At 43.8% G+C, this 21,338-nt stretch carries 26 protein-coding genes; 10 read left to right on the forward strand and 16 right to left on the reverse strand.

Going from position 1 to position 21,338, the window contains the following annotated elements; translation table 11 throughout:
* Positions 1-7 precede the first annotated feature (7 nt).
* The 3 genes from aroC to ICN17_RS08500 form a co-directional block, all read right to left on the reverse strand.
* Positions 8-1,123, reverse strand: a complete 1,116-nt coding sequence (gene aroC, locus ICN17_RS08490; RefSeq protein ID WP_216237048.1) for a chorismate synthase — start codon at positions 1,121-1,123, stop codon at positions 8-10.
* Positions 1,124-1,176: 53 nt separating this feature from the next.
* On the reverse strand, positions 1,177-1,632 hold the full coding sequence (locus ICN17_RS08495) for a CBS domain-containing protein (RefSeq protein WP_216237049.1): 456 nt from the start codon (positions 1,630-1,632) through the stop codon (positions 1,177-1,179).
* An 85-nt stretch (positions 1,633-1,717) separates the two neighbouring features.
* Entirely contained in the window at positions 1,718-2,566 is an 849-nt protein-coding gene (locus ICN17_RS08500) for a YhjD/YihY/BrkB family envelope integrity protein (protein ID WP_216237050.1), read from the reverse strand.
* A 22-nt stretch (positions 2,567-2,588) separates the two neighbouring features.
* On the opposite strand from ICN17_RS08500, the gene wrbA reads away from it, so the two are divergent.
* The 4 genes from wrbA (at position 2,589) to ICN17_RS08520 (ending at position 5,282) form a co-directional block, all read left to right on the forward strand.
* A complete protein-coding gene (gene wrbA / locus ICN17_RS08505) occupies positions 2,589-3,191 on the forward strand; it encodes an NAD(P)H:quinone oxidoreductase (protein WP_216237051.1) in 603 nt (200 codons plus the stop codon).
* A gap of 5 nt (positions 3,192-3,196) precedes the next feature.
* Positions 3,197-3,586: a DUF2069 domain-containing protein gene (locus tag ICN17_RS08510; protein WP_216237052.1), complete on the forward strand. Its 390-nt coding sequence runs from the start codon at positions 3,197-3,199 to the stop codon at positions 3,584-3,586.
* A 2-nt stretch (positions 3,587-3,588) separates the two neighbouring features.
* Complete coding sequence (locus ICN17_RS08515; RefSeq protein WP_216237053.1) at positions 3,589-5,004, forward strand: FAD-binding oxidoreductase; 1,416 nt, start codon at positions 3,589-3,591, stop codon at positions 5,002-5,004.
* 92 nt (positions 5,005-5,096) lie between these two features.
* Complete coding sequence (locus ICN17_RS08520; RefSeq protein ID WP_087909997.1) at positions 5,097-5,282, forward strand: hypothetical protein; 186 nt, start codon at positions 5,097-5,099, stop codon at positions 5,280-5,282.
* Positions 5,283-5,315: 33 nt separating this feature from the next.
* Here ICN17_RS08520 and ICN17_RS08525 read toward each other — a convergent pair whose 3' ends face one another.
* Entirely contained in the window at positions 5,316-6,524 is a 1,209-nt protein-coding gene (locus tag ICN17_RS08525) for an MFS transporter (protein WP_216237054.1), read from the reverse strand.
* Between the two features lie 127 nt (positions 6,525-6,651).
* On the opposite strand from ICN17_RS08525, the gene ICN17_RS10430 reads away from it, so the two are divergent.
* Entirely contained in the window at positions 6,652-6,924 is a 273-nt protein-coding gene (locus ICN17_RS10430) for a serine/threonine protein kinase (RefSeq protein WP_216237055.1), read from the forward strand.
* Positions 6,925-7,710, forward strand: a complete 786-nt coding sequence (ppk2, locus tag ICN17_RS08535) for a polyphosphate kinase 2 (protein WP_370625971.1) — start codon at positions 6,925-6,927, stop codon at positions 7,708-7,710.
* Between the two features lie 8 nt (positions 7,711-7,718).
* Here ppk2 and ICN17_RS08540 read toward each other — a convergent pair whose 3' ends face one another.
* From ICN17_RS08540 to ICN17_RS08555, 4 genes are all read right to left on the reverse strand, one after another.
* Positions 7,719-8,615, reverse strand: coding sequence for an alpha/beta fold hydrolase (locus ICN17_RS08540; RefSeq protein WP_216237057.1), 897 nt, complete (start codon positions 8,613-8,615; stop codon positions 7,719-7,721).
* A gap of 44 nt (positions 8,616-8,659) precedes the next feature.
* Entirely contained in the window at positions 8,660-8,920 is a 261-nt protein-coding gene (locus ICN17_RS08545) for an EF-hand domain-containing protein (protein ID WP_216237058.1), read from the reverse strand.
* A gap of 9 nt (positions 8,921-8,929) precedes the next feature.
* The gene (locus ICN17_RS08550) at positions 8,930-9,613 is read right to left on the reverse strand and encodes a DUF3313 domain-containing protein (RefSeq protein WP_216237059.1); all 684 of its coding nucleotides are present in this window, start codon (positions 9,611-9,613) and stop codon (positions 8,930-8,932) included.
* 71 nt (positions 9,614-9,684) lie between these two features.
* The gene (locus ICN17_RS08555; RefSeq protein ID WP_216237060.1) at positions 9,685-10,071 is read right to left on the reverse strand and encodes a hypothetical protein; all 387 of its coding nucleotides are present in this window, start codon (positions 10,069-10,071) and stop codon (positions 9,685-9,687) included.
* A 78-nt stretch (positions 10,072-10,149) separates the two neighbouring features.
* Here ICN17_RS08555 and ICN17_RS08560 point away from each other — a divergent pair, with 78 nt between their 5' ends.
* Entirely contained in the window at positions 10,150-10,527 is a 378-nt protein-coding gene (locus ICN17_RS08560) for a carboxymuconolactone decarboxylase family protein (RefSeq protein WP_216237061.1), read from the forward strand.
* A 73-nt stretch (positions 10,528-10,600) separates the two neighbouring features.
* Here ICN17_RS08560 and ICN17_RS08565 read toward each other — a convergent pair whose 3' ends face one another.
* The 6 genes from ICN17_RS08565 to ICN17_RS08590 form a co-directional block, all read right to left on the reverse strand.
* Positions 10,601-11,209 carry an alternative oxidase gene (locus ICN17_RS08565; RefSeq protein ID WP_216237062.1) on the reverse strand — a complete coding sequence of 203 codons (609 nt, stop codon included), beginning with the start codon at positions 11,207-11,209 and terminating at the stop codon, positions 10,601-10,603.
* Positions 11,210-11,324: 115 nt separating this feature from the next.
* Positions 11,325-11,723: a VOC family protein gene (locus tag ICN17_RS08570; protein ID WP_216237063.1), complete on the reverse strand. Its 399-nt coding sequence runs from the start codon at positions 11,721-11,723 to the stop codon at positions 11,325-11,327.
* 117 nt (positions 11,724-11,840) lie between these two features.
* Positions 11,841-13,187 carry an APC family permease gene (locus tag ICN17_RS08575; protein WP_216237064.1) on the reverse strand — a complete coding sequence of 449 codons (1,347 nt, stop codon included), beginning with the start codon at positions 13,185-13,187 and terminating at the stop codon, positions 11,841-11,843.
* Positions 13,188-13,198: 11 nt separating this feature from the next.
* Entirely contained in the window at positions 13,199-13,969 is a 771-nt protein-coding gene (locus tag ICN17_RS08580) for a methyltransferase domain-containing protein (RefSeq protein WP_216237065.1), read from the reverse strand.
* Positions 13,970-14,261: 292 nt separating this feature from the next.
* On the reverse strand, positions 14,262-15,272 hold the full coding sequence (locus tag ICN17_RS08585; protein ID WP_216237066.1) for an extracellular solute-binding protein: 1,011 nt from the start codon (positions 15,270-15,272) through the stop codon (positions 14,262-14,264).
* A 106-nt stretch (positions 15,273-15,378) separates the two neighbouring features.
* A complete protein-coding gene (locus ICN17_RS08590) occupies positions 15,379-16,944 on the reverse strand; it encodes an iron ABC transporter permease (RefSeq protein WP_216237067.1) in 1,566 nt (521 codons plus the stop codon).
* Between the two features lie 68 nt (positions 16,945-17,012).
* On the opposite strand from ICN17_RS08590, the gene ICN17_RS08595 reads away from it, so the two are divergent.
* The 3 genes from ICN17_RS08595 to ICN17_RS08605 all read left to right on the forward strand — a co-directional run bounded on the left by ICN17_RS08595 (position 17,013) and on the right by ICN17_RS08605 (position 20,359).
* On the forward strand, positions 17,013-18,077 hold the full coding sequence (locus tag ICN17_RS08595; protein WP_216237069.1) for an ABC transporter ATP-binding protein: 1,065 nt from the start codon (positions 17,013-17,015) through the stop codon (positions 18,075-18,077).
* Between the two features lie 24 nt (positions 18,078-18,101).
* Positions 18,102-18,341, forward strand: coding sequence for a hypothetical protein (locus tag ICN17_RS08600; RefSeq protein ID WP_216237071.1), 240 nt, complete (start codon positions 18,102-18,104; stop codon positions 18,339-18,341).
* A gap of 74 nt (positions 18,342-18,415) precedes the next feature.
* Positions 18,416-20,359, forward strand: a complete 1,944-nt coding sequence (locus ICN17_RS08605; protein ID WP_216237073.1) for a PhoX family phosphatase — start codon at positions 18,416-18,418, stop codon at positions 20,357-20,359.
* 27 nt (positions 20,360-20,386) lie between these two features.
* On the opposite strand, the gene ICN17_RS08610 is transcribed toward ICN17_RS08605, so the two are convergent.
* Both ICN17_RS08610 and ICN17_RS08615 read right to left on the reverse strand, forming a co-directional pair.
* Positions 20,387-21,079, reverse strand: coding sequence for a CDP-diacylglycerol diphosphatase (locus ICN17_RS08610; RefSeq protein WP_216237075.1), 693 nt, complete (start codon positions 21,077-21,079; stop codon positions 20,387-20,389).
* A gap of 2 nt (positions 21,080-21,081) precedes the next feature.
* On the reverse strand, positions 21,082-21,312 hold the full coding sequence (locus ICN17_RS08615; RefSeq protein WP_216237077.1) for a hypothetical protein: 231 nt from the start codon (positions 21,310-21,312) through the stop codon (positions 21,082-21,084).
* Between the last annotated feature and the right edge of the window lie 26 nt (positions 21,313-21,338).

The following is a 21,338-nucleotide window of genomic DNA, read 5'->3' on the forward strand; positions in this document are numbered from 1 at the left end:
ATATCAATCAATCAGTTTTGGAGCCTGGCCGTGCTGATGGAATCGCTTTAGCGCTCACTATGACATCTGCGCATTGAGCGCGGTGACGCAAGGCGTGATCCATGACCACTAAAGCCAACATGGCTTCGGCAATCGGAGTGGCGCGAATACCAACACAAGGATCATGACGGCCCTTGGTTTGAACGGTAATGGGCTTGCCATCTAAGTCAATAGATTGCTTTGGACTCATGATGCTGGAGGTAGGCTTGATGGCGATAGATACGCGTAAATCCTGACCGCTACTAATACCGCCAAGAGTGCCGCCAGCATTATTAGTAGCAAAGCCATCTGGATGCATTTCATCACCGTGCTCACTGCCACGTTGAGCCACAGACTTAAAGCCGGAGCCAATCTCAACACCTTTAACTGCATTAATACCCATCATGGCATGCGCAATGTCTGCATCCAATTTATCAAAGAGAGGCTCACCTAAACCAATCGGAGCATTGCGAGCGCGCACCTCAATTCGGGCACCACAAGAGTCCCCTGCTTTGCGCAGTTCATCCATATAAGTTTCGAGCTGAGGAATGATGTCAGCATTTGCAGCAAAGAATGGATTCTTCTCCACCTGAGAAAGATCTTTAAAGGGAATCTCCACTGCACCCAACTGACTCATATAGCCGTAGAACTCTGTGCCATATTGTTCATGAAGCCATTTTTTGGCAATCGCAGCTGCAGCAACTACAGGCGCAGTCAAACGAGCAGAGGAACGACCACCGCCGCGTGGATCACGGAAGCCATATTTATGGTGATAAGCGTAGTCGGCATGACCCGGCCTAAAGGTTTGCAAGATATCACCGTAGTCTTGGCTACGTTGATCAGTATTGCGTATCAGCAGCCCAATGGGTGCACCAGTCGTTTTACCTTCGAAGACGCCAGACAGAATCTCTACCCGATCCTCTTCCTTGCGCTGGGTAACGTGACGAGATGTGCCCGGCTTACGGCGATCAAGGTCTAACTGCAGATCTGCTTCGGATAAAAGCATGCCCGGAGGGCAGCCATCAACCACGGCACCAATCGCTGGACCGTGAGATTCACCAAAAGTGGTAACAGTAAAGAGGAGACCTAAAGTATTTCCTGACATATCGACATTATGTCATTTGTCAGGAATATAGGCTTAAAACAAGCGCTTAGGGGCTAGCTGGCAGCCTTTTCGGTGTCTTCTGGCCAATCACGAATATAGGCTTTGAGCATCGAATTTTCAAAATCTTGTGCTTCGACAACAGACTTAGCAACGTCGTAAAAAGAGATTACGCCCATCAACATTTTTTGATCAACGACTGGTAAATAGCGAGCATGATCCACTAACATCATCCGACGAACCTCATCAATCTCGGTCTCCATATTGCAAGTCAGCGGCTTTTGATTCATTACGGTGCGTACTGGAATGTCGTCTAACTTACCGTGATGTGTTGCCAACGCAGAGATAACCTCGCGGAAAGTCAAGATACCTACTAGTTTGTCATAGTCCATGACAACCAATGAACCAACATCGTGTTCGCTCATGACGAGTACAGCAGTTTGAAGCACTGTGTCAGGTGCAACCGTAAATAAGGTGCTGCCCTTGACGCGCAAGATGTCACGAACTTTCATTTGATCTCCAAAAACAATACATAAGGTATGTACAAGCCCAATATATCCCCAAGGACACATTCAATCAAGGGCTCTAAGCCTAGTTTTAGTAACGAATAACCCTAATGAGCCCGCTGCGGATATTGGGTAAATTGGCAACCAGGATGGCGCCAGCAAGAGTTATCCACCAGGTCATATAAATCCAAAGGAGACCCAAGGGGAAGATGGCAAAGGCACCGTAGACTGTTTTATAAAAGGCAGTATGACTTAGAAAAATGGCATAACCAAACTTCATTAATTCAAAACTGATGGCAGCAAAGAATGCACCTGAAAAAGCATCAGACCAAAGAATCTTGGAATAAGGCAAAACTTTATATACAACTGCGTAAACAGCGATCGCCAAAAAAATGGGTGCAATTGCGGCGAGTAGACGAAAACCAAACGAGACTGCTTCAATCCAGCCTTCTGATGCACTAAAGAGAATACCGCTGAGATAGATGCCAACACCCAACAGTACGGGACCTAAGAAAGTAGCCGCGCTATAGATCAATACTTTTTTAACTAGAGGGCGACGTTCTTGTACTTTAAAGATTTGATTAAATGCCGCCTCGATCACTGCTAGTGTCATGATGGTAGTGATGACTAAGCCGATTAAGCCAATAAAAGTTAAGCCGCTCGCTTTTGAGGAAAACTGCTCTAAATAACTAAAGACTTGCTGGTTTAAACCGCCCGGCATATAGGTATCGAGAAGCCAGGTTCTGAAAGCATTTTTTACCTGAATGACGCTGGGCAGATAACCAATTAAGATAGTTGCAATGGTGAGCATTGGTACCAAAGACAAGGTAGTCGTAAATGCTAGACTGGCAGCGATCTGGTTCAAATTCAGACCACGATTACGCTCCCAGAGCTGTTTGCCCAGAGCAAGCCATAATTGGGGGTTACGAATAAGGCGCATCGCCGTATCATAAGAGAAGAATATGAGCCAAGCTGAAATTTTAGTTTTGTACTACTCCCGCCATGGCGCAACCAAGGAGCTAGCACGCCTCATCGCTGAGGGTGTCGAGAGCGTTCCCGGGGTAAATGCACGCCTGAGAACTGTGCCTGCAGTTTCTACAGTATGTGAAGCTACTGAGACGCCAGTACCCAATGCAGGTGCGCCTTATGTTGAATACTCCGACCTACAAGAATGTATTGGCTTAGCGCTAGGTTCCCCTACCCGCTTTGGCAATATGGCCGCTCCCATGAAATATTTTTGGGATGGCAGTTCATCGGAATGGCTTAACGGCGCTTTAATCGGAAAACCCGCTTGCGTCTTTACTAGCACTGGCAGTATGCATGGCGGTCAAGAAAGCACGCTGCTCACCATGATGATTCCATTGCTGCACCATGGCATGATCATTGTGGGATTGCCATACAGTGAGGCTGATTTAATGTCCTCCAATACCGGCGGCAGCCCCTATGGTGTGACTCACTTAGCACATGCAGATGGGCGAGCACCTATTAGCCCAGAGGAACAGCGTTTAGCGAAAGCTCAAGGTAAGCGCTTAGCTGAAACCGCACTTAGACTTCAGAAAAAATAATCACAATGCTGAAGAAAATTCTTGAGAAGAATCCCTACCAGCTGCTTGCAACTGCAGCCTTTGTAGATTTATTTATTCTCTGTGTATGTTGGGAATGGTTTATCTCTCCCCTTCGCCCAGGAGGCTCTTGGCTCATTCTGAAAGGAATCCCTTTGCTTTTTGCCATTCCTGGTCTCTGGAAGGGCAAGGTTTACACCATGCAATGGGCTTCCATGTTAATTCTGCTCTACATCACCGAAGGCTTGGTGCGCATTCTTGAAACTGGCGCAAACTTTTGGATGGCGGTTTTGGAGACAACTCTTGCAACTACAGGTTTTGTTTGTTTACTAATTTATTTAAAGCCAATTAAGCAAGAAGCCAAAAGCTTAGCCAAGAAGAAAGCTCAGGCTAAGTAACTATGCAGGGCTTGATCGATCAATTTGGCGACATACTTGGCAAAGAATATGTTCTCACCCAAGACCAAGATAAAGCCCCCTACCTTACCGACTGGCGCAAACGCTATGTTGGTAAAGCCCTAGCAGTCCTCCTTCCAAAAACAACTATTGAAGTTGCCAAGATTGTGAAGCTGTGCGCTGCGAATCATGTATCCATTGTTCCGCAAGGTGGTCATACAGGTTTTTGCGGTGGCGCTACACCTGACGAGACCGGTCAGCAAGTGATTCTGAATCTAAAGCGCATGAACCAAATCCGTGAAATTGATTCTGCCAATCAAACAATCACTCTTGAAGCGGGATGTATTTTGCAGGCCGTTCAAGAAAAAGCGGCAGCACAAGATTTCTTGTTTCCATTAAGTCTTGGTGCAGAAGGCAGCTGCATGATTGGCGGTAACCTCGCTACTAATGCTGGTGGCACAAATGTACTGCGCTATGGCAATACTCGGGATCTTTGCCTAGGTCTTGAGGTTGTTACCGCTCAGGGTGAAGTCTGGAATGGCATGAAGGGCTTACGCAAGGACAATACCGGTTACGACCTCCGAGATCTGTTTATTGGATCCGAGGGTACGCTTGGCATCATTACTGCTGCCGTCATGAAACTCTACCCTCTGCCGATCTCCCAATGGACGACTCTAGTAGCAAGCCAAGATATTGCATCCACTATTGCCTTGCTGAATCTATTTCAGAAACGAGCAACCTCGCTACTCACTGGCTTTGAAATGATGACCCAAGAATCCTTGGCCCTCAATGAGAAGCACTTTCCGCAAATGGCCAACCCCTTAAAAGGCAATCCTCCTTTCACAATCTTGATTGAACTCTCTGATCATGAAAGTGAAGAACATGTACGCAAACTTCTGGAAACTATCTTAGAAGAAGCGTTTACTGCAGAGTTGATTAGCGATGCTGTGATTGCTAGCAACCTAAGTCAGGCAAATGCGTTTTGGCATATGCGTGAGCATATAACTCTGGCACAAGCAGAAGAAGGCGCCAATCTCAAACATGACATCACCATCCCGCTTTCTTCCCTGGATAGCTTTATTCAGGAAACAGACGCCTTAATGAGAAAACGCTACCCAGGTGTGCGGATCATTAATTTTGGCCATTTGGGTGACGGGAACCTCCACTACAACATTGCCCCACCCCTTGGATCTGACCCCAAGGCATTTAACCTTGCCAATGAAAAAGCGATCCACGAGCTGGTGTATTCCCAGGTTGAGCGTTGCCAAGGCTCCATATCGGCTGAACATGGGGTTGGACAGCTTAAATTGGAGGGATTAAGGGCTCATAAGGGTGCCGTCGCTCATGACCTCATGAAGACCCTAAAAAGGGCCCTAGACCCCCAAAATATCCTCAATCCCCATAAAGTGGTCTCAATTTAGGGCTTTTGAGCCTCAATATTTATTAAATATTTTGTAATTCTTGTCATCTCTACCGAATTCTGATGCGTTGTATGGGCATACAGGAGACAAAGATGTCAACAAGACTAAAACGTTGGGCCCGTGCAATTCAAGAAATCGACTTGTCCAAAAGGACGCCTGAAGTGGCTATTGGCTATTTAGATAGCAAATATCGCGATATTGCTTGGCGTTACATCCGTATTCTAGGCTTTGAACGCACCATTAGCTTCATGGCCAGCAATAACTTTCACCCAGAGTGAACTTCAAAAATAAACCCTAAATAACTGATTTATTTAGGGTTTTTTGTTTTTGGATAATTTTGGCTTTGTATCAATAGGCTTAAATACCCAAAACGCCATCAGCATTACTGCCAGTAGCGAACTGAGTCCGGAAAATAAAAATGCCACTGTCGGGCTGACAGATTCATACAGCCAGCCAAATATTAAAGAGGCAGGCAACAGCATAATTCCTGAGCATAGATTGAACCAACCAAACGCTGTGCCTGTTAATCCCTTTGGAGCAAGGTCAGCAACGAGGGCCTTCTCAACCCCTTCGGTGGCTGCTTTAAATAGTCCATATAACGCGAATATTCCAAAAAGCCATCCAACCGTCAGACCAGAATAGCTCATTGCCGCATATATCAGTGCATAAGCCATCCAAGCAAGAGTAATAAAGTATTTGCGACTAAATCTGTCTGATAAAGCGGAAAGTGGCGTACCAAATATGGTGGTAATCAAAGAAATACATGCCCACAAAAGTGGAATCTGTTCTTGAGGCACGCCAAGTTCTTTGGCTCTTAAGAGCAAGAACATGTCTGAAGAATTGCTAAGGGCAAATAAACCCACTGCAAAGAGATAGCGCTTAAATTCAACTGGCATTCCATCCAGGTTCCAGGTGAACTTGATAGTTGATGACACGAGGCTATCTCGCGCAGGCTCTTTGATACAAAGGGCTAGCGCAACAGTGATGGCGCCGGGTATGACTGCCCACAAAAATATCTCTTTTAGTGGAATATTAATCGCAAGTAGATATGCAGCAAGCAATGGGCCAACAACCGCACCTGCATTATCCATTGATCGATGTAGGCCGTAAGTAATGCCCCGTTGATTTGCTGGAACGCTCTCAGCTAATAACGCATCTCTCGGAGAACTTCTCAAGCCCTTACCTAGTCTATCGGTAAAGCGAATCAGCAAAACGCCAACCCAGGAGCTAGCAAATGCAATCAGTGGCCTTCCGATACCCGCAAGAAAATAACCAAGGACAATCCAAACCTTGGCATTTTTTGTTTTATCAACAACAACTCCCGAAACTAGCTTGAATAAACTAGAAGTGGCCTCTGCGACACCTTCGATGATGCCGATCGCCTTGGGTCCAGCCATTAAGACGGAAGCCAAATAAAGTGGCATTAAGGGATACAACATCTCACTTGCGGAATCGTTCACAAAGCTTATCAAGCCGATTAACCAAACCGTTTTGGGCAAAGATGAGAGAGTTTTAAACATGCTCATTCAATTTAGCACCAATTTTAGCAATCAGAAAAAAGCAGTTTTATTGTCATAATCGCTTGAATCGCCCATAAATAACCCGTAGGATCAAAGAGTCAATATTGGATCTAAGGGGTTAAAAATCATGAGTCAGAAAAAATTAGTAAAACAGTTAATGAAAAAACTGGACAAGTTAGAGTCAGAACGTGAAAAGTTGATCGATAAGCTGGCTAAAGCTTTAGATAAGCTTGAGCAAAAGGAGGTAACCAAAAAACCAGCCGCGAAGAAGGTTGCTGCAAAAAAGACGCCCAGCAAGAAAACTCCCGCCAAAAAAACGCCTAGAAAAAAAGTGGTATCCAAGAAGGCGCCTACTAAAAAAGTTTCTACGCCAGCCCCTACTACTAATGAAGAAGCTTAAGTGGTGAGCAAGGATCTCAAAGAAACTCATCACGATTCTGATTATGAAGATCAACTTCGCCTTCTGCAAATTGAACTAGTGAAGCTTCAGCGTGAAATTATTTCAGGTGGAATGCGCTTATTGGTTATTTTGGAAGGTCGAGATACTGCGGGCAAAGATGGCACCATCAAACGCATTACTGAACACCTGAGTCCCCGCGAAACCCATGTTGTAGCGCTTGGTAAACCCTCCTCTCGTGAAGAGGGTGAATGGTATTTTCAGAGATACGTTGCTGAGCTACCATCAGCTGGTGAGTTCAGCATCTTTAACCGTAGTTGGTATAACCGTGCAGGGGTCGAGAAAGTAATGGGTTTTTGCACAGACGCTCAGTACAGGCAATTTATGGCATCAGTAAATGATTTTGAAGGTTTGCTGGTTGACTCGGGTATCCAGATTATCAAGTACTACTTAGATATTGATAAAAAAGAGCAGGAAGAACGTCTGGAGAGTAGAAAAGCTGACCCTCTAAAGCAGTGGAAAATTAGTCCTATCGATGAACAAGCGCAGCATAAGTGGAATGATTACAGTGTTGCACGCGATCTCATGCTGCAACAAACCAGCTCTGTAAAAGCACCTTGGACTGTAGTGAATGCCAATAACAAGAAACACACGCACTTAAATCTGATTCGAGATCTTTTATCTAGGGTCAAATACCCAAAAAAGGATGAAAAGATTTTGGCTGTTGACGCTGATGTTGTGATGCCTTGCCCACCATTAGGGAAAAAACCTCCCAAAGTAGCGCCCTAGTTGCTTTGTTATCTTACAAAGAATTGTTTCGCATCAGTGACGAGTTCACCAGGTAACTCTTCAGGAATATAGTGGCCACAAGAAACGGATTTTCCCGAGACATTTTCAGCGACCGCTTTCCAATCCTCAATCGGCTTAAAGCATCTATGAACCAAGCCGTGCTCTCCCCATAAGACCCGTAATGGCATCTTAAGCTTTTTACCTGCAGCCCTATCGGCTCGATCATGTGCTAAGTCAATACTGGCAGCAGCTCTATAGTCCTCACACATGGAATGCATGCATTGTGGATTGCTTGCGCCCGCAAGATATTCTGCCCAACGCTCAGGAGAAAAAATGCCTGTACCAGCATGACGACCCATATGCTGCTTAATCCAAAACTCCGGATTAGCAGCAATAAAGGTTTCCGGAATAGGTTCTGGTTGAATTAAAAAGAACCAATGCCAATAGCCTTTAGCAAATTCCATAGTGGTGTTGTCATACATCGTCAGTGTTGGCGATATATCTAAGACCATCAAACGCAAAACGCTATCAGGAAAGTCCATCGCCAACCTGTGTGATACTCGGCCACCACGATCATGCCCTAGCAAAAAAAATTGCTGATAGCCTAAAGATTGCATCAGAGCATGCTGATCTGCTGCCATTGATCTCTTTGAGTAAGTTGAATGATCGGCTTTGCCATGAGGTTTGGCTGATTGTCCGTAGCCCCGGAGATCAGAAGCCACCACAGTAAAAGATTTGGCTAACTCTGGAGCAACCAACTCCCAGATCGCTTTGGTTTGTGGAAAGCCGTGTAATAGCAATATGGGTGGCCCATTACCACCGACTTGACAGGCAATCTCTATAGGACCGTCGTCTGATGAGACGGTAATTCTTTTTTGCTCAAAACCAGGAAATACTACAGTCATATCGTATCCAATAAAAAAGAGCCTCTGAAGAGGCTCTTGAGGCGTTAGCGGTCTGCAATCTTTTGAATTTCAGCAACGGTAACATAACCCTTATTGCCGGTATCAATATAGCTAAAGTGATCATAAATACGAGGCATGCATCCTTTAGCTTCATTCATGGTCAACTTGCCATCACGATTTGTATCGCATTTAGCAAAACGCTCAGCAATTTCTTTATTACGAGATGCCTCATCGGCATACGCTGGTAACGATAAAGCCATCATTGCACAAATAGACAGCAAAATCGCTTTAGAAGGAGTCCTCATGAATATCTCTTATTGACCTGTTGGACTTGGGTTTGCAGAGGTTTCTAGAGCTACTTTAACGACTGTTTTTGCCATAGAAATAAATGAATCAACAGAGCCGCCAGCGGTTCTGAATGACTCACCCTGAACGGTTACTAAACCCTCACCCAATAATTTATTAGTCTGGCTGTCAGTAATCTTGCTCTCCACTAATAGAGCTGGGGTTTTGGCATTCACTCCACCGGCATATGCCGCAGCATTCATGGCAAGGCCAATAGGCGTGAAATTCCATGGTTGCAAACTATTTGCTGAACTCTCTGCGCCAGTAATGCCTACCGAAACGCGGGCAACACCTGGGCCAGGCTGAGTAACGATCTTAATATTGCCGCGCGCATTCACTGCTTCGACAATGGAGGCTTGTAATGCTGCTCGTGCTTTAGAAATTGATTCCGCACTTACATCTTTAGTCGCGCTCTGATTTAAATAGATCGGATCTAAGATAACAGCGGTATAAGCACCAGGGTTAACTCCAGAGATTCTATATCTCCAAATGCGTGCATCTGGAACGGAAGTGGACATTGGCACCAACAGTGAATAATCCGGTAAAAATCCCGATCGAGGCATTGCTTCAGTGGCAAGTTTGGGTGCATTACTACATGCAGCCATGAACAAGGCCATCGAAAGTGCTGCAGCAATAAGAGCAATCTTCTTCATTTTTAATCCCATAAAAGTGCTGCAAAAAATAATAAGCGGCAAAGAATTCAATTCATCATACCGAACAATAATTAATCTTGGGGTGGACAAGGCATGGTAACTCCTGTCTTCTTATGAATGGTAGGTTTACAGTCCGACTGCATAGCGGGTGAAGATTGCGATCTAGTCGTGCCTGTAGGTGTTGTAGCAGCAAGCGCGGGGGTGTTCGTCGAGGAAGAATCTCCCGCAATGCTCGTAACTGGTGCAGATTTAGCTTGTCTTGGCGCTTCAAGACCTACCGCAAGATAAAAGGATCGATCTGTGCCAGGGCATGGCATTAATGCACCAGTTTTAGCGTTATAGACGTCCTTGCAATGTGGATTTGCCTCAAGACGCGCCTCTAGCTTGCTAGTACTACATCCGGTCAGGAGCTGAGTGCCACTTAAAAATAGGAGAATGCAGCATTTGACAATATTCATGGAGCCTCATTCTAAGTTAAACAGGCAGGCTTTAATAGTGGCAATATATTGACGTTTAAACAAATAAAAGGAATTGATATGGACAAAGATGCGTTTGAAAAGGGGTTGAAAACCCGTCGTGAGGTTTTGGGCTCAGAGTACGTAGATAACTCAATCAAGAATGCGGGTGAATTCAATATGCCCATGCAAGAATTGGTCACTCAATATGCTTGGAATGAAATTTGGAATCGACCGGGCCTAGATCGTCGCTCTAGGAGCATGATTAATTTGGCTATGCTCACAGCACTTAACCGCCCTCATGAATTAAAGCTCCACCTAAAAGGTGCCATTAATAATGGCCTAACAAAAGATGAGATTCGAGAGATCTTGATGCAGACGGCAATCTACTGTGGAGTGCCAGCAGCAATCGATAGTTTTCGATGTGCCAAGGAAGTTTTTGCAGAGATGGGTATTTAATTGGAGAGCTAACCTAGATGAAATCAACTACCCAGATAGCTTGGAAGGTACAAGCGTACATTAGCAGCTTAAATCATGAATCGTAGTCGCTAGCAAATTGATGGTTTGTATCCCGATGATGGGCTTCATCATTGCGGACAGCAATCACCACGTCTCGAAGAGTTGCATCCGGTCCAAGCTTCCAATAATCAATGGCAATCTTTGGAGCGGACACATTGGATATACGCCCCTCATCAATTTCTTTTAAGTATTCGGTATAGGAATAGACTGCCTCTTCCTCAAAATAACCCACAATACGATGCGCCGTACGTGGAAAAAATACATAAATAACGAAAAAGAAGTTCCAGAAAATGGCCTGTGTTATCAAGACAAGGTAGCGCTCAAACAGATTAGGCTTTGCAATCTCAATGAAGGTCATCAGATGCATTCTTTCGTTCTCGGCCTCCGCCAAAAGCGTCCGAATCTTTGGTCCATAGCCAACCCTCATGCTGCGTAGGCTTGTTAAATGTGTCCACATGCCAGCAACCATTCCCGGGACTCCTGCAACCGTTTCTAAAACTACAGCACGGTGCCCATAGCGTTTCTTAAAAAAGGTATCCGCAAAAAAGCGCATCCCCTTAGTAAAAGATAGGGCAACTCGATCAGAAATTTGAATCGGGGTGTAATGGATGGGATCATTCATAAAAACACTTTAAATGTTTTTCAGCTTTTGTGCCTGAAAGTACTGTGCACATGCATCATGCTTGATAATTAGCGTCTCCAGCTCAATTTGACCGTTGGGAAATCGGACTATCAATTCATAGATACTCGGCAACTTCCACCAAATTTCCGTCAGGATCACGTAAATAAACAGATCGGATTGGTCCCAGCGCCCCTCTTCTGGGTACCGGACCTACATCAATCGGTACGCCAATATTTTGAAGATGCAATATGAAATTATCCAATGAGTCAGAAGCGATAAGGCAAAAATCGCCTGAGCCTATTGTTGGAACTCTTGCCTTAGTAGGCGTTTCGGTAGCCTTATCTTGTAGATTAATTTTAAGCTGTCCAAATCGCAGCGCATAACGTGGCTGTCCTTCTGGTCCGACAAAAAATTCTCTCTCAAAGCCCATTACTAACTCATACCACTGCGTAGTCAACTCAATATCTGTGACAGTTAAAACAATATGATCAATGCGATCAATAATTTTTTTCATTTTATTAGCCCAATAAAAATATATTACGAATAATTAAAGCGTATCTAAGATTTTAAGTGCTGCACTCACCAAAGGATATAGGAATAAAAGTAATTAGTTATATTATCCAGCCCATCATTAAAATGATTTTTTTAGCCGTAGGATGAGCAGTGCCACAAGCCCTACTAGCATGACATAGAGTGAGATCAATACTGCCCCTTTGCTGTGAGCATAACTAAAACTTGAGTAGGCTAAAAAAGCAGAAGCAATACAAAAGATCAATGGAGTAATAGGATAAAGCGGTACCGAAAACACCCGAATTTTCTGATCCTTGGCTCTTAAGATAAATACGCTAATGCCTACCAAGAATAAGAAACTCCAAAATACGGGCGCAGTGAATTCCACCATCGCTTCAAAGCCATCACTTTGTAAAGCTCCAAAGCCAACCAAGGCCAGGCTAATTACACCTTGCACCATATAAGCGAAACGCGGCGTACCCCGAGATGATTCCCAATGAGCCATCTTACGAAGCCCATGCCAATCTTCACCCATCGCAAAGTTGGTACGGGCACCCACAATCATCGTGGCATTAATACTAGTCAGTGCAGCAACACCAACAAAAAGACCAAGTAACTTTTCTCCAATAGGACCAAAAGCAAGGCCAAGCAATTCAGCTGAGGCTGCCTTACTATTTGCCAGCTGTTTTAAGCCAAGGCCATTTATTAGCGCAATGTTTACCAATAGATAAATGATCGAGATGATGAAAAGACTGAAGACAATGACTCGGACGATGGTATGTGTTGTGCCCTTCAGTTCAGCCGAAATATAGGCAGATTCATTCCACCCTCCAAAGGTGAGCAAAACAAACACCATTGCAAGGCCCAACATACCAAATTGTGGCGTACTAGAAAATAATGGCGGATTTTCAACAGCTGGAAGTGAAGAAGTGAAGAAACCAAGGCCAGCAACAATAATGGCTATTAAACCTGAGACCTCTAAAACGGTTAATGCTGTTTGTATGTTCGCTGATGCCTCTATTCCGACTAAATTAATAATAGTCAGCACTACAACGATTAATACTGCCCAGCAAATCACTGAGTGTGGCCCCAAAGGAATGACCTTAGTCATGTAATCACCAAAGACAAAGGCAAGCAATGCAATTGATCCGGTATTGATGACCATGGCCTTAGCCCAACCATACAAGAATGAAACATTCTTGCCATAGGCCTTGGTTAAAAAGTGATAATCACCGCCAGCATGGGGGTAAAGCGTAGCTAGTTCAGCATAACAAAGGGCACCTGCAAGTGAGATGATGGCTCCACCCGCCCAAATTGTCAGAGCCCAACCTACATCGCCAGTGATATCAGCCACGATTGATGGGGTTTTAAAAATACCAGCACCAATGACGATGCCGACAATGATGGCAATAGCGCCTAGTGGGCTGAGTAAACGCTGAGGCGTAACCCCTGAGTTATTTACTGACATCCCGTCAAGTCTTAAAGGCGCTTACCAGTAATGACATTATCGTTATAAGACCTACTCTTATACTTGCCCTTGAGCTCATTATTCCCTACAGACATCATGACAAAATGTGAACTTTTGTCACGATCTAGGTATGTGAAACTGAGAATTGCTCCTTCTAATTTAGGATTCAGAAGAGGCTGCGTGTTATTACCAATTTGGAGAGTGCCGCCAATTTTTTGATAAAACTGAGACAACTTTAAGATCGTTCTATCAGTCTCCATCCCGGAAATCAACCACTCACCCTGCACTTGCGCCGGAACAACCCAGTAATAGGCTCTAGCAGGACTATCGATTTCAACATCTGCATCCCAATCACCCATATTAAAGGCATGCGATGCAACTCGCGTACCAGGTTTCATCTTGAGGATAGTGGGCCGTAAGGCCAAATTTAGTTCGGGTAATAAATACATAGTGACTACAGTAGCCTTACTAAAATCTTCTACAAAGATATCGCCATTGATAATCTTCACACGATCACTCACACCAGAACGATCAACATTTCGTTGGGCTAACTGTGCCATCTCTGGATTAAATTCAATTCCAATAGCGCGTGCACCAAAATCCTTAGCAGCTGCAATCGCAATTCGGCCGTCACCAGAGCCAAGGTCATAGACTAAATCGGTGGAATTGACTTTGGCAGTTCGCAACATGATGGCGAGTAATTCATTCGTGGTAGGCACCCAAACTACGTCTTTACCTTCTTGGCCAACTCGAGGTTGATACTTATCATCGCCGCTATCCATGACAACTTGAGCGAATGTATTGAAAGCAAAAAATGTGCTTAAAACAAGGAACCAAACTTTCAAAGTCTTCATATCATTTCCATGAAAAGAAAATATTAAGGTGAATTTCTTATTACAGGGCTAATGAATCACATATTAAAAGAAGCTTATTGCTCTGCCCCAAAACAAATTAGACCACTCAGAAAGTGTGTCTTTCGGCAATATAAGCCCTAAAAGAGCCTTTGGAAAGCCTGCCCTGTAGGATTTAAACGGGTGGCTAAGGCTTGGAGGCTGTAAAAATCAGCTCAAACGTTTATTTATGGCCTGCACGATCCAAAAGTCTTTGAGCTGAGATTTGATTTTTTCCAATAGCAGCAACAGAGATATTTTCAGCCTTAAATGAACCCAAAAGCTTCAATCCTTCATTATTAATCTTGACTGATACAACCACTGGCCACTCATTATTTCCGTCTGCAAAATACTGTTGGGCAGAATCACTTGCAAGGTATTCTAAAAACTGAATCGCTGCTTGTGGATGAGGCGCGTTCTTAGCAACGCCGCCACCAGCGATATTGATATGTGTTCCAGTTGTTTTCTGATTCGGCCAGATAAAGCCAATCTTAGACACAAGCTCTTGATCCTCTGGTTTGTTGGACCTGAGGAGGCGCACTAAATAATAAGAGTTTGTGAGGGCAACACCGCACTCGCCTGAAGCAACGGCTTTGATTTGATCGGTATCGCCGCCTCTTGGAGGTCTAGCCATATTGGCCACCATCCCTTTAGCCCATTCTTCAGTAGCCACCTCACCGCGCCGCTCAATCATGGCGCCAATCAATGACAGCATGTAAGGATGTGCGCCAGAACGAGTGCACACTTTGCCTTTATTGATAGGATCAGCTAATTTCTCGTAGGTATCGACATCCCGTGGATTCACCTTGGCCTTGTTGTACACCACAAGCCGTGCTCTAGTTGAAAATCCGAACCAAGTAGACCCTTCAGCATCAGGTTTAGACCTTAAGTTTGCCGGAATGCGACTCTCTAAGTATTTTGAATGAATGGGCTTAAAGAAACCATCAATTTGAGCACGCCACAATCTGGCTGCATCTACCATGAGAATGACATCAGCTGAACTATTGGAACCCTCGCTTTTTATTCTCTCCGCCAAGGCATTGTCATCTGCTTCAATACGATTAATCTTGATACCAGTTTTTTTAGTGAAATCGCTATAGAGCGCTTCATCCGTTTGGTAATGTCGAGCAGAATATAAATTTAATTCTTTATCGTTTGCTTGAGCTGGAGTGGAACCGATACTTATGAGTCCCATGAAAATAAGCGGGATTCCGAGAAATTTCAAAAGTTGCTGCTGATTCATGACTATTCGCGATAAAAGAGAGAAAGCTCAATTTATCACAAATACGAATGATTATCAATTAAGATTTAGAAATAACCCTAGAGAGTAATAAAACAGGCAAAAGACTGACCAAAACGATGGTTAGTGAAGGCAAGGCAAGCTCCGCCAAGCGCTCGTCCGCAGCCAACTGGTATGTAGCAACTGCTAAAGTATCAAAGTTAAAAGGCCTTAGCAGTAGCGTTGCCGGCAATTCTTTCATCACATCTACAAAAACAAAAAGACCTGCTGTCATTAGGCTACGTTTAAGCAAGGGAATATGAACCCTTCTAAGAATCTGAGACTTCGAAAGACCAAGTAACGCTGCTGAACCATCCATAGATGGCGTAATGCGAGAAAGACCTGCCTCAACACTTTGCAAACTTGAGGATAAAAAACGAACTAAATAGGCATATACCAAAACCAGTAAGCTAGCGGACATCCACCAAGCTAGTTGAAAAAACTCTAAGAAAGAAAGAACGCCAATTGCCAGAACGGCACCAGGCAGTGCATAACCAAAGCTCAATAAACGATTAACCCAATTCAATTCAGCATGAACTCTCACTGAATAAGCAAAGAAAATCGCCAGTGCTACTGAAATCAGTGCAGTCAGCGAAGCCACTGACAGTGAATTACTCAACCAGCCTAAATAACGAATATCTACAGAGAGCCCCTGCTTTAACAGGAGTTGCAAAAGAGCAAATGCAGGGAGTAAGAATCCACAAAGTATGGTTCCCCCGCAAAATGCAAAAGCAAAAAAGGCCTTCTTACCAGTGAGGCGTTTTATCAGTGACCTACCTTGTGAGGGGGAAGAATAGCGTAACTTTGAACGGCTACTTTGCTCTACAAAGAAGATGAGCAATACAAAACTCAATAAGCCCAAAGCCAACTGGACCGCAGCTAGACGATCACCAAAAGAAAGCCAGGCTTTAAAAATTCCGGTAGCAAAAGTTTGAACGCCAAAATAGGAGACCGCACCAAAATCAGCTAAGACCTCCATCAAGGCTAATGCCATGCCAGCAAAGATAGCGGGCCTTGCCATAGGAAGCACCAGGTTTATAAAGCCTTGAAATGGGCTATAGCCCAGTGTTTCAGAAACTTCAATCAAACGTCGACTACGTTCTATAAATGCAGTCCGCGTGATGAGGTATACGTAAGGATATAAGCAAAAGGAAAAAGACCAAATTGCGCCAGCCATTGACCTTGGATCAGGAAAAAACCACAAGGCATCCGTTCCCAGCAAAATACGCAGTGCTGTCTGAATCGGGCCAGAAAACTGCAAGAGATCTACAAAAAGATAGGCCATGACATAAGCTGGCACGGCCAATGGAAGAATTAAGGCCCATTGAAATATCTTTTTTCCAGGAAAGTCGTAACTCGCAATAATCCAGGCGTTACCCACTCCTAGAACAAATACCCCTGCTCCAACACCAAAAATTAATGCCAAAGTGGTAACAATATATTCGCCGAGAACAAAGCTCCATAAATGGCTCAAAGTGCTAGTAGCCTGTAAATCTAGACCTGCCGCTACTGGAGAGAAAAATGGCATGACCAAGCCAAATAGTGGCAAAAATAGAAACACAGCAAGGGGCACCATAATAGGTTTCATGAATTCGGCAATCCGTTTAGACTCTCACTATGTATTAAACCATTAGCACTAGTGAGAAAATTATAGTAATGAAATCTGCACACGCACTGCTTTCCATACAAGGACTTGAAGTAAGCTACCCCAGCCAGGATGGTTATAACGGCGTCATTGCAATTAAAAACCTCAATCTTGAGCTCATGGCTGGTGAAATTGGCTGCCTGCTTGGATCGTCTGGTTGTGGAAAGTCTTCTGTTCTTAGAGCGATTTGTGGTTTTGAACCCCTCAAATCAGGTGAAATTTTCCTAAGGTCTAAGCTAGTAAGCTCCCCATCTACACTTGTGCCGCCGGGCCAAAGACGTGTTGGTATGGTCTTTCAAGACTTCGCCCTCTTCCCCCATCTTAATGCACTAGAAAATGTTAGCTTTGGATTGCAACATCTTCCAAGCGAACAAAGAAATACGGTTGCAATGGATTGGCTGAGCAAAGTTTCTCTTTCGGACAAAGCCAAGTCATATCCACATGAACTGAGTGGTGGTCAACAACAGCGGGTTGCACTTGCCAGAGCTATGGCACCAGAACCCGATTTAATTCTTCTCGATGAGCCATTCTCTAGCCTCGATGTTGAATTGCGAGAGCGGCTCGCTTGCGATATGCGCGATATTCTGAAGGCTAATCGCATTACTGCCCTTTTAGTGACTCACGATCAAGTTGAAGCATTTGCAATTGCCGACAAGGTAGGCGTGATGGCAGAAGGCAAAATACTTCAATGGGATGAGCCCTACGAGCTCTATCACAAGCCAGCAACCCGCTATGTTGCAGACTTTATTGGTCGTGGTGTATTTGTTAAGGGTCAAGTTCTAGCTGGAGATAAAGTCCAGATTGAAATCGGTGAACTTGAAATGGATCAAGGTCACAATATCGAAATTGGTAAAGAAATTGACGTGCTGATCCGCGAGGATGATATTCAGCATGATGACAATAGTCCTATGCATGCAGAAGTTGTTAGCAAAACATTTAGGGGTGCAGATTTTTTATACACCCTCAAATTGCAATCTGGGGTTGAAGTATTAGCCCTTGTGCCGAGTCACCATAATCATGCAATTGGCGAAAAAATCGGCATCACTCTTGCTCTAGACCATGTGGTCACTTTTTAGCTCTACGCGACTAAGCTGCAGCAATTGAATAGCGTCAATCCAAGCAACATCACTGAACAAGTGATCACAATAGAACATGACTCGAAAACTTATAAATTCAATACGTTAGATGAAGCTATGCAGTGGGCTAAGGATTTAGGTGAATTTGTTACTATCAAATTTAATGGACTAGAGATCGCAGGAAAATTTGGTGCTGATGGGATCACTAGCGGAAAATTCCCAAATGGCGAACCCTATACCTGGAAGAAACGCAGAAGGCAGTAGAAAACCGATTGATTCGTCAATCTGTCATATTCAACTCCCAAAATAAGAGTTTTAAAGGACCAGTGATACCGCCCATGAATATTACCTCAATACAACAGCGCCGTGCTTTGATGAAGATGATTCTGGGTGCGCCAATGCTACCCCTTGGGGCAACTGGTATAGCAGCTGCATTCAGCTCTAAATCACTGTTCGCCGCACAATCTGATGCATATAAATCTGCTGAATTTATCCCAATGGATGCACCATCGTTGAGCAATCCAGAGGCTATGGCAACTACTAGTGTTGGATCTCTTCTAGAAATCACAACCCAAAATAATCTCAAGAAAACTTATAAATTAGCTTATGAGCCTTTTTTTATTACAGGTGACATGGTTACCGATGGAAATGGCGGCAAAGTTTTGGCTGGCGGCTATGTTGATATTCATAACAGACCTATCATGGATACGTCAGTGACTGGAAAAGAAAGGCAATTCTTTTCTGATTGCCCAGATGGCATGTCCCTGCTAAAACTCACTAAGTCAAATGTTAAAGGCGTATCTGGAAATACAGTGTTTGCAGTTGTTCAATTTGAATACACTAACAGCAACCAAAACGGCGAAAAGATGTATGCGCAACTACCCTCTCAAATTGCGGTACTGACATTAAATCAAAATCCAAATAACGGAAAGCTTTCTTTAGTCAAATATTCACCAGTAAATACAGCTAGCTCTCAAGGGCTCTGGATTACATGTGGCTCCAGTCTATCCCCTTGGAATACACACCTATCGAGCGAGGAGTATGAACCTGATGCTCCATTTGCACATGAAAATTCTAGATTTAAGAGTTTTAGTAAAAATCTCTACGGCAATGAAACTAGCGCCAATCCCTATAACTATGGCCATCTGCCTGAAGTGACTGTGAATGACGATGGCACTGGAACATTAGTAAAGCATTATTGCCTTGGAAGAATTTCACACGAATTAGTGGAAGTCATGCCTGATAGAAAAACTGTATTAATGGGTGATGATTACACCAATAGCGGTATGTTTCTCTTTATTGCTGATAAAGAAGAGGATCTCTCCTCTGGCACCTTATACGTTGCAAAACTAGGTGACGGCTTTTCAATAGACCCTAATGATGCAGGTGCAAAACTGAGTTGGATTAAGCTAGGTCACGCTAGCAGCAATGAAATTAAAAAACTAGCTAACACCCTAAAGCCATCTGACATCATGACAGTTTTAAAGACTGATCCTAATGATCCTTCATTTACGAAGATTTACTATGATGGAAAAGTCAATTGGGTAAAGCTCAATCCCGGCATGGAAAAAGCCGCGGCGTTTCTTGAAACTCACCGTTATGCCTATTTAATGGGTGGCAGTATGGGCTTTAGCAAAATGGAAGGAACGACAGCAAATACTAGAGATAAGGTTGCCTACTTTGCCTTGCAAAATATTCAAGACTCCATGACTAGAAGTGGAAAAGGCTGGAATGCACAAAGTAATATTGAGGTATCCAAGCCATTAATTGCCGGCGGCATCATGACTAGTAAACTTTCCGGCGATCAAAAAGATCAGTCTGGATCTCCTATCAATAGCGCATGGGTACCAACAACAATCTCGGCCTTCCTGGTTGGAGAAGATATTGAGCAAGACCCATTAGGCAATCTCGCTAATCCCAATAAGATTTCTAATCCGGATAATTTAAAGTTTTCAGAAAAGCTAAGAACGCTCTTTATTGGCGAAGATAGCAGCACTCATGTAAATAACTTTATATGGGCTTATAACGTTGATACCAAGAAGCTTAGTCGCATAGCCTCAATGCCATCAGGTGCTGAAGCAACGGGACTTGGAGTGGTGGATGACCTTAATGGCTGGATGTATATCACTACAAACTTTCAACATCCAGGTGACTGGCTAGGAAAGCTCCATAACACTGTCAAACCAACCTTGGATCCACTAATTAAAAAGAATTATAAAGATCGCTTTGGTGCAGCTGTTGGCTACATCACAGCCGCTCCCCTAGGAATAAAAATAAGCTAATAAATAACGCGCCATAATGATACTGATCTAACTACACCTCCAAACAGTAAAGGCGGCTTCTGGGCTATTGGGGCTTACCAACACCAGGAATTTGCCTTTAAGATCTTTGGCTACTAGAACACCGTAATCATTTAACCCCTTGGATTTGGCGGCTTTAGCAGCAACCAACCAAACACTTTCCAAGTTATCTACATAAACAGGGGTGAATTGCTCAAAACGAGCTCTCGCATTTGGATCCAATCTAAGTATGTGGACATGTAATTGATTTTGACTGCGTTGAGACTTGGGATTAACAACCAATGCAAGTGATTGAGCTTCGATGCGCTCTATTCCATTATCCCAAGCAAACTGCCAAATACCCTCTTCGCGATTAAGATCCTCAACTCCAGTGATAACCTCCCTGGGTAGCGCAAGACCATGGATAAATTCTGCAGGGCATCCACACATCTTGATATCACGTATTGCAGCATATTTTGTATTGAGTGCCCACACTTCATTTGTTTTTTTACATTCAGTAATGCCGCCACAATTGGCCTCACGCCGAGGTAGCATGCAATTACTACAATAATTTTCTTTTGAAGGATCTACACACTGAGAAACAATATGTAGCAAAATATCACTCTTAGCAACAGTAAGAGCTATGACTTGTGTATGCACACATATGAGGGCTGTTGTTGCAAAAACTGCTTTAAACCATAGGCTTTTAATTCCAATTCTCAACTTTATTCCTCTAGCTCAAGGTATAGAGAAGATTCCGCATCAGCTAACTCTGCATACTCAGATGCCGCCATCTGATCCTCAAATGAGAGTTGTGCAAAACGCTCTGCCGCTTCAAAGTTTTTTTCCCTGTAGTTATCTAGGGCCAATAATTGATTCCACGCGGCCTTTTGATAATATTCGGCGGACATTCTTCTTAAATCGATGATTTTGTCGCTTTGGTTTTGATCAAGCATTTTCTATCTCCCTCAATGTGTCATTG

This window comes from Polynucleobacter sp. 73C-SIWE (assembly GCF_018882465.1).
In the GTDB taxonomy this organism is placed as follows: Bacteria; Pseudomonadota; Gammaproteobacteria; order Burkholderiales; family Burkholderiaceae; genus Polynucleobacter.

Bases quoted from the DNA above. Each gene is read 5' to 3' on its own strand.
- aroC (WP_216237048.1), bottom strand. From the start codon at position 1,123: ATGTCAGGAAATACTTTAGGTCTCCTCTTTACTGTTACCACTTTTGGT.
- ICN17_RS08495 (WP_216237049.1), bottom strand. From the start codon at position 1,632: ATGAAAGTTCGTGACATCTTGCGCGTCAAGGGCAGCACCTTATTTACG.
- ICN17_RS08500 (WP_216237050.1), bottom strand. From the start codon at position 2,566: ATGCGCCTTATTCGTAACCCCCAATTATGGCTTGCTCTGGGCAAACAG.
- wrbA (WP_216237051.1), top strand. From the start codon at position 2,589: ATGAGCCAAGCTGAAATTTTAGTTTTGTACTACTCCCGCCATGGCGCA.
- ICN17_RS08510 (WP_216237052.1), top strand. From the start codon at position 3,197: ATGCTGAAGAAAATTCTTGAGAAGAATCCCTACCAGCTGCTTGCAACT.
- ICN17_RS08515 (WP_216237053.1), top strand. From the start codon at position 3,589: ATGCAGGGCTTGATCGATCAATTTGGCGACATACTTGGCAAAGAATAT.
- ICN17_RS08520 (WP_087909997.1), top strand. From the start codon at position 5,097: ATGTCAACAAGACTAAAACGTTGGGCCCGTGCAATTCAAGAAATCGAC.
- ICN17_RS08525 (WP_216237054.1), bottom strand. From the start codon at position 6,524: ATGTTTAAAACTCTCTCATCTTTGCCCAAAACGGTTTGGTTAATCGGC.
- ICN17_RS10430 (WP_216237055.1), top strand. From the start codon at position 6,652: ATGAGTCAGAAAAAATTAGTAAAACAGTTAATGAAAAAACTGGACAAG.
- ICN17_RS08540 (WP_216237057.1), bottom strand. From the start codon at position 8,615: ATGACTGTAGTATTTCCTGGTTTTGAGCAAAAAAGAATTACCGTCTCA.
- ICN17_RS08545 (WP_216237058.1), bottom strand. From the start codon at position 8,920: ATGAGGACTCCTTCTAAAGCGATTTTGCTGTCTATTTGTGCAATGATG.
- ICN17_RS08550 (WP_216237059.1), bottom strand. From the start codon at position 9,613: ATGAAGAAGATTGCTCTTATTGCTGCAGCACTTTCGATGGCCTTGTTC.
- ICN17_RS08555 (WP_216237060.1), bottom strand. From the start codon at position 10,071: ATGAATATTGTCAAATGCTGCATTCTCCTATTTTTAAGTGGCACTCAG.
- ICN17_RS08560 (WP_216237061.1), top strand. From the start codon at position 10,150: ATGGACAAAGATGCGTTTGAAAAGGGGTTGAAAACCCGTCGTGAGGTT.
- ICN17_RS08565 (WP_216237062.1), bottom strand. From the start codon at position 11,209: ATGAATGATCCCATCCATTACACCCCGATTCAAATTTCTGATCGAGTT.
- ICN17_RS08570 (WP_216237063.1), bottom strand. From the start codon at position 11,723: ATGAAAAAAATTATTGATCGCATTGATCATATTGTTTTAACTGTCACA.
- ICN17_RS08575 (WP_216237064.1), bottom strand. From the start codon at position 13,187: ATGTCAGTAAATAACTCAGGGGTTACGCCTCAGCGTTTACTCAGCCCA.
- ICN17_RS08580 (WP_216237065.1), bottom strand. From the start codon at position 13,969: ATGGATAGCGGCGATGATAAGTATCAACCTCGAGTTGGCCAAGAAGGT.
- ICN17_RS08585 (WP_216237066.1), bottom strand. From the start codon at position 15,272: ATGGGACTCATAAGTATCGGTTCCACTCCAGCTCAAGCAAACGATAAA.
- ICN17_RS08590 (WP_216237067.1), bottom strand. From the start codon at position 16,944: ATGAAACCTATTATGGTGCCCCTTGCTGTGTTTCTATTTTTGCCACTA.
- ICN17_RS08595 (WP_216237069.1), top strand. From the start codon at position 17,013: ATGAAATCTGCACACGCACTGCTTTCCATACAAGGACTTGAAGTAAGC.
- ICN17_RS08605 (WP_216237073.1), top strand. From the start codon at position 18,416: ATGAATATTACCTCAATACAACAGCGCCGTGCTTTGATGAAGATGATT.
- ICN17_RS08615 (WP_216237077.1), bottom strand. From the start codon at position 21,312: ATGCTTGATCAAAACCAAAGCGACAAAATCATCGATTTAAGAAGAATG.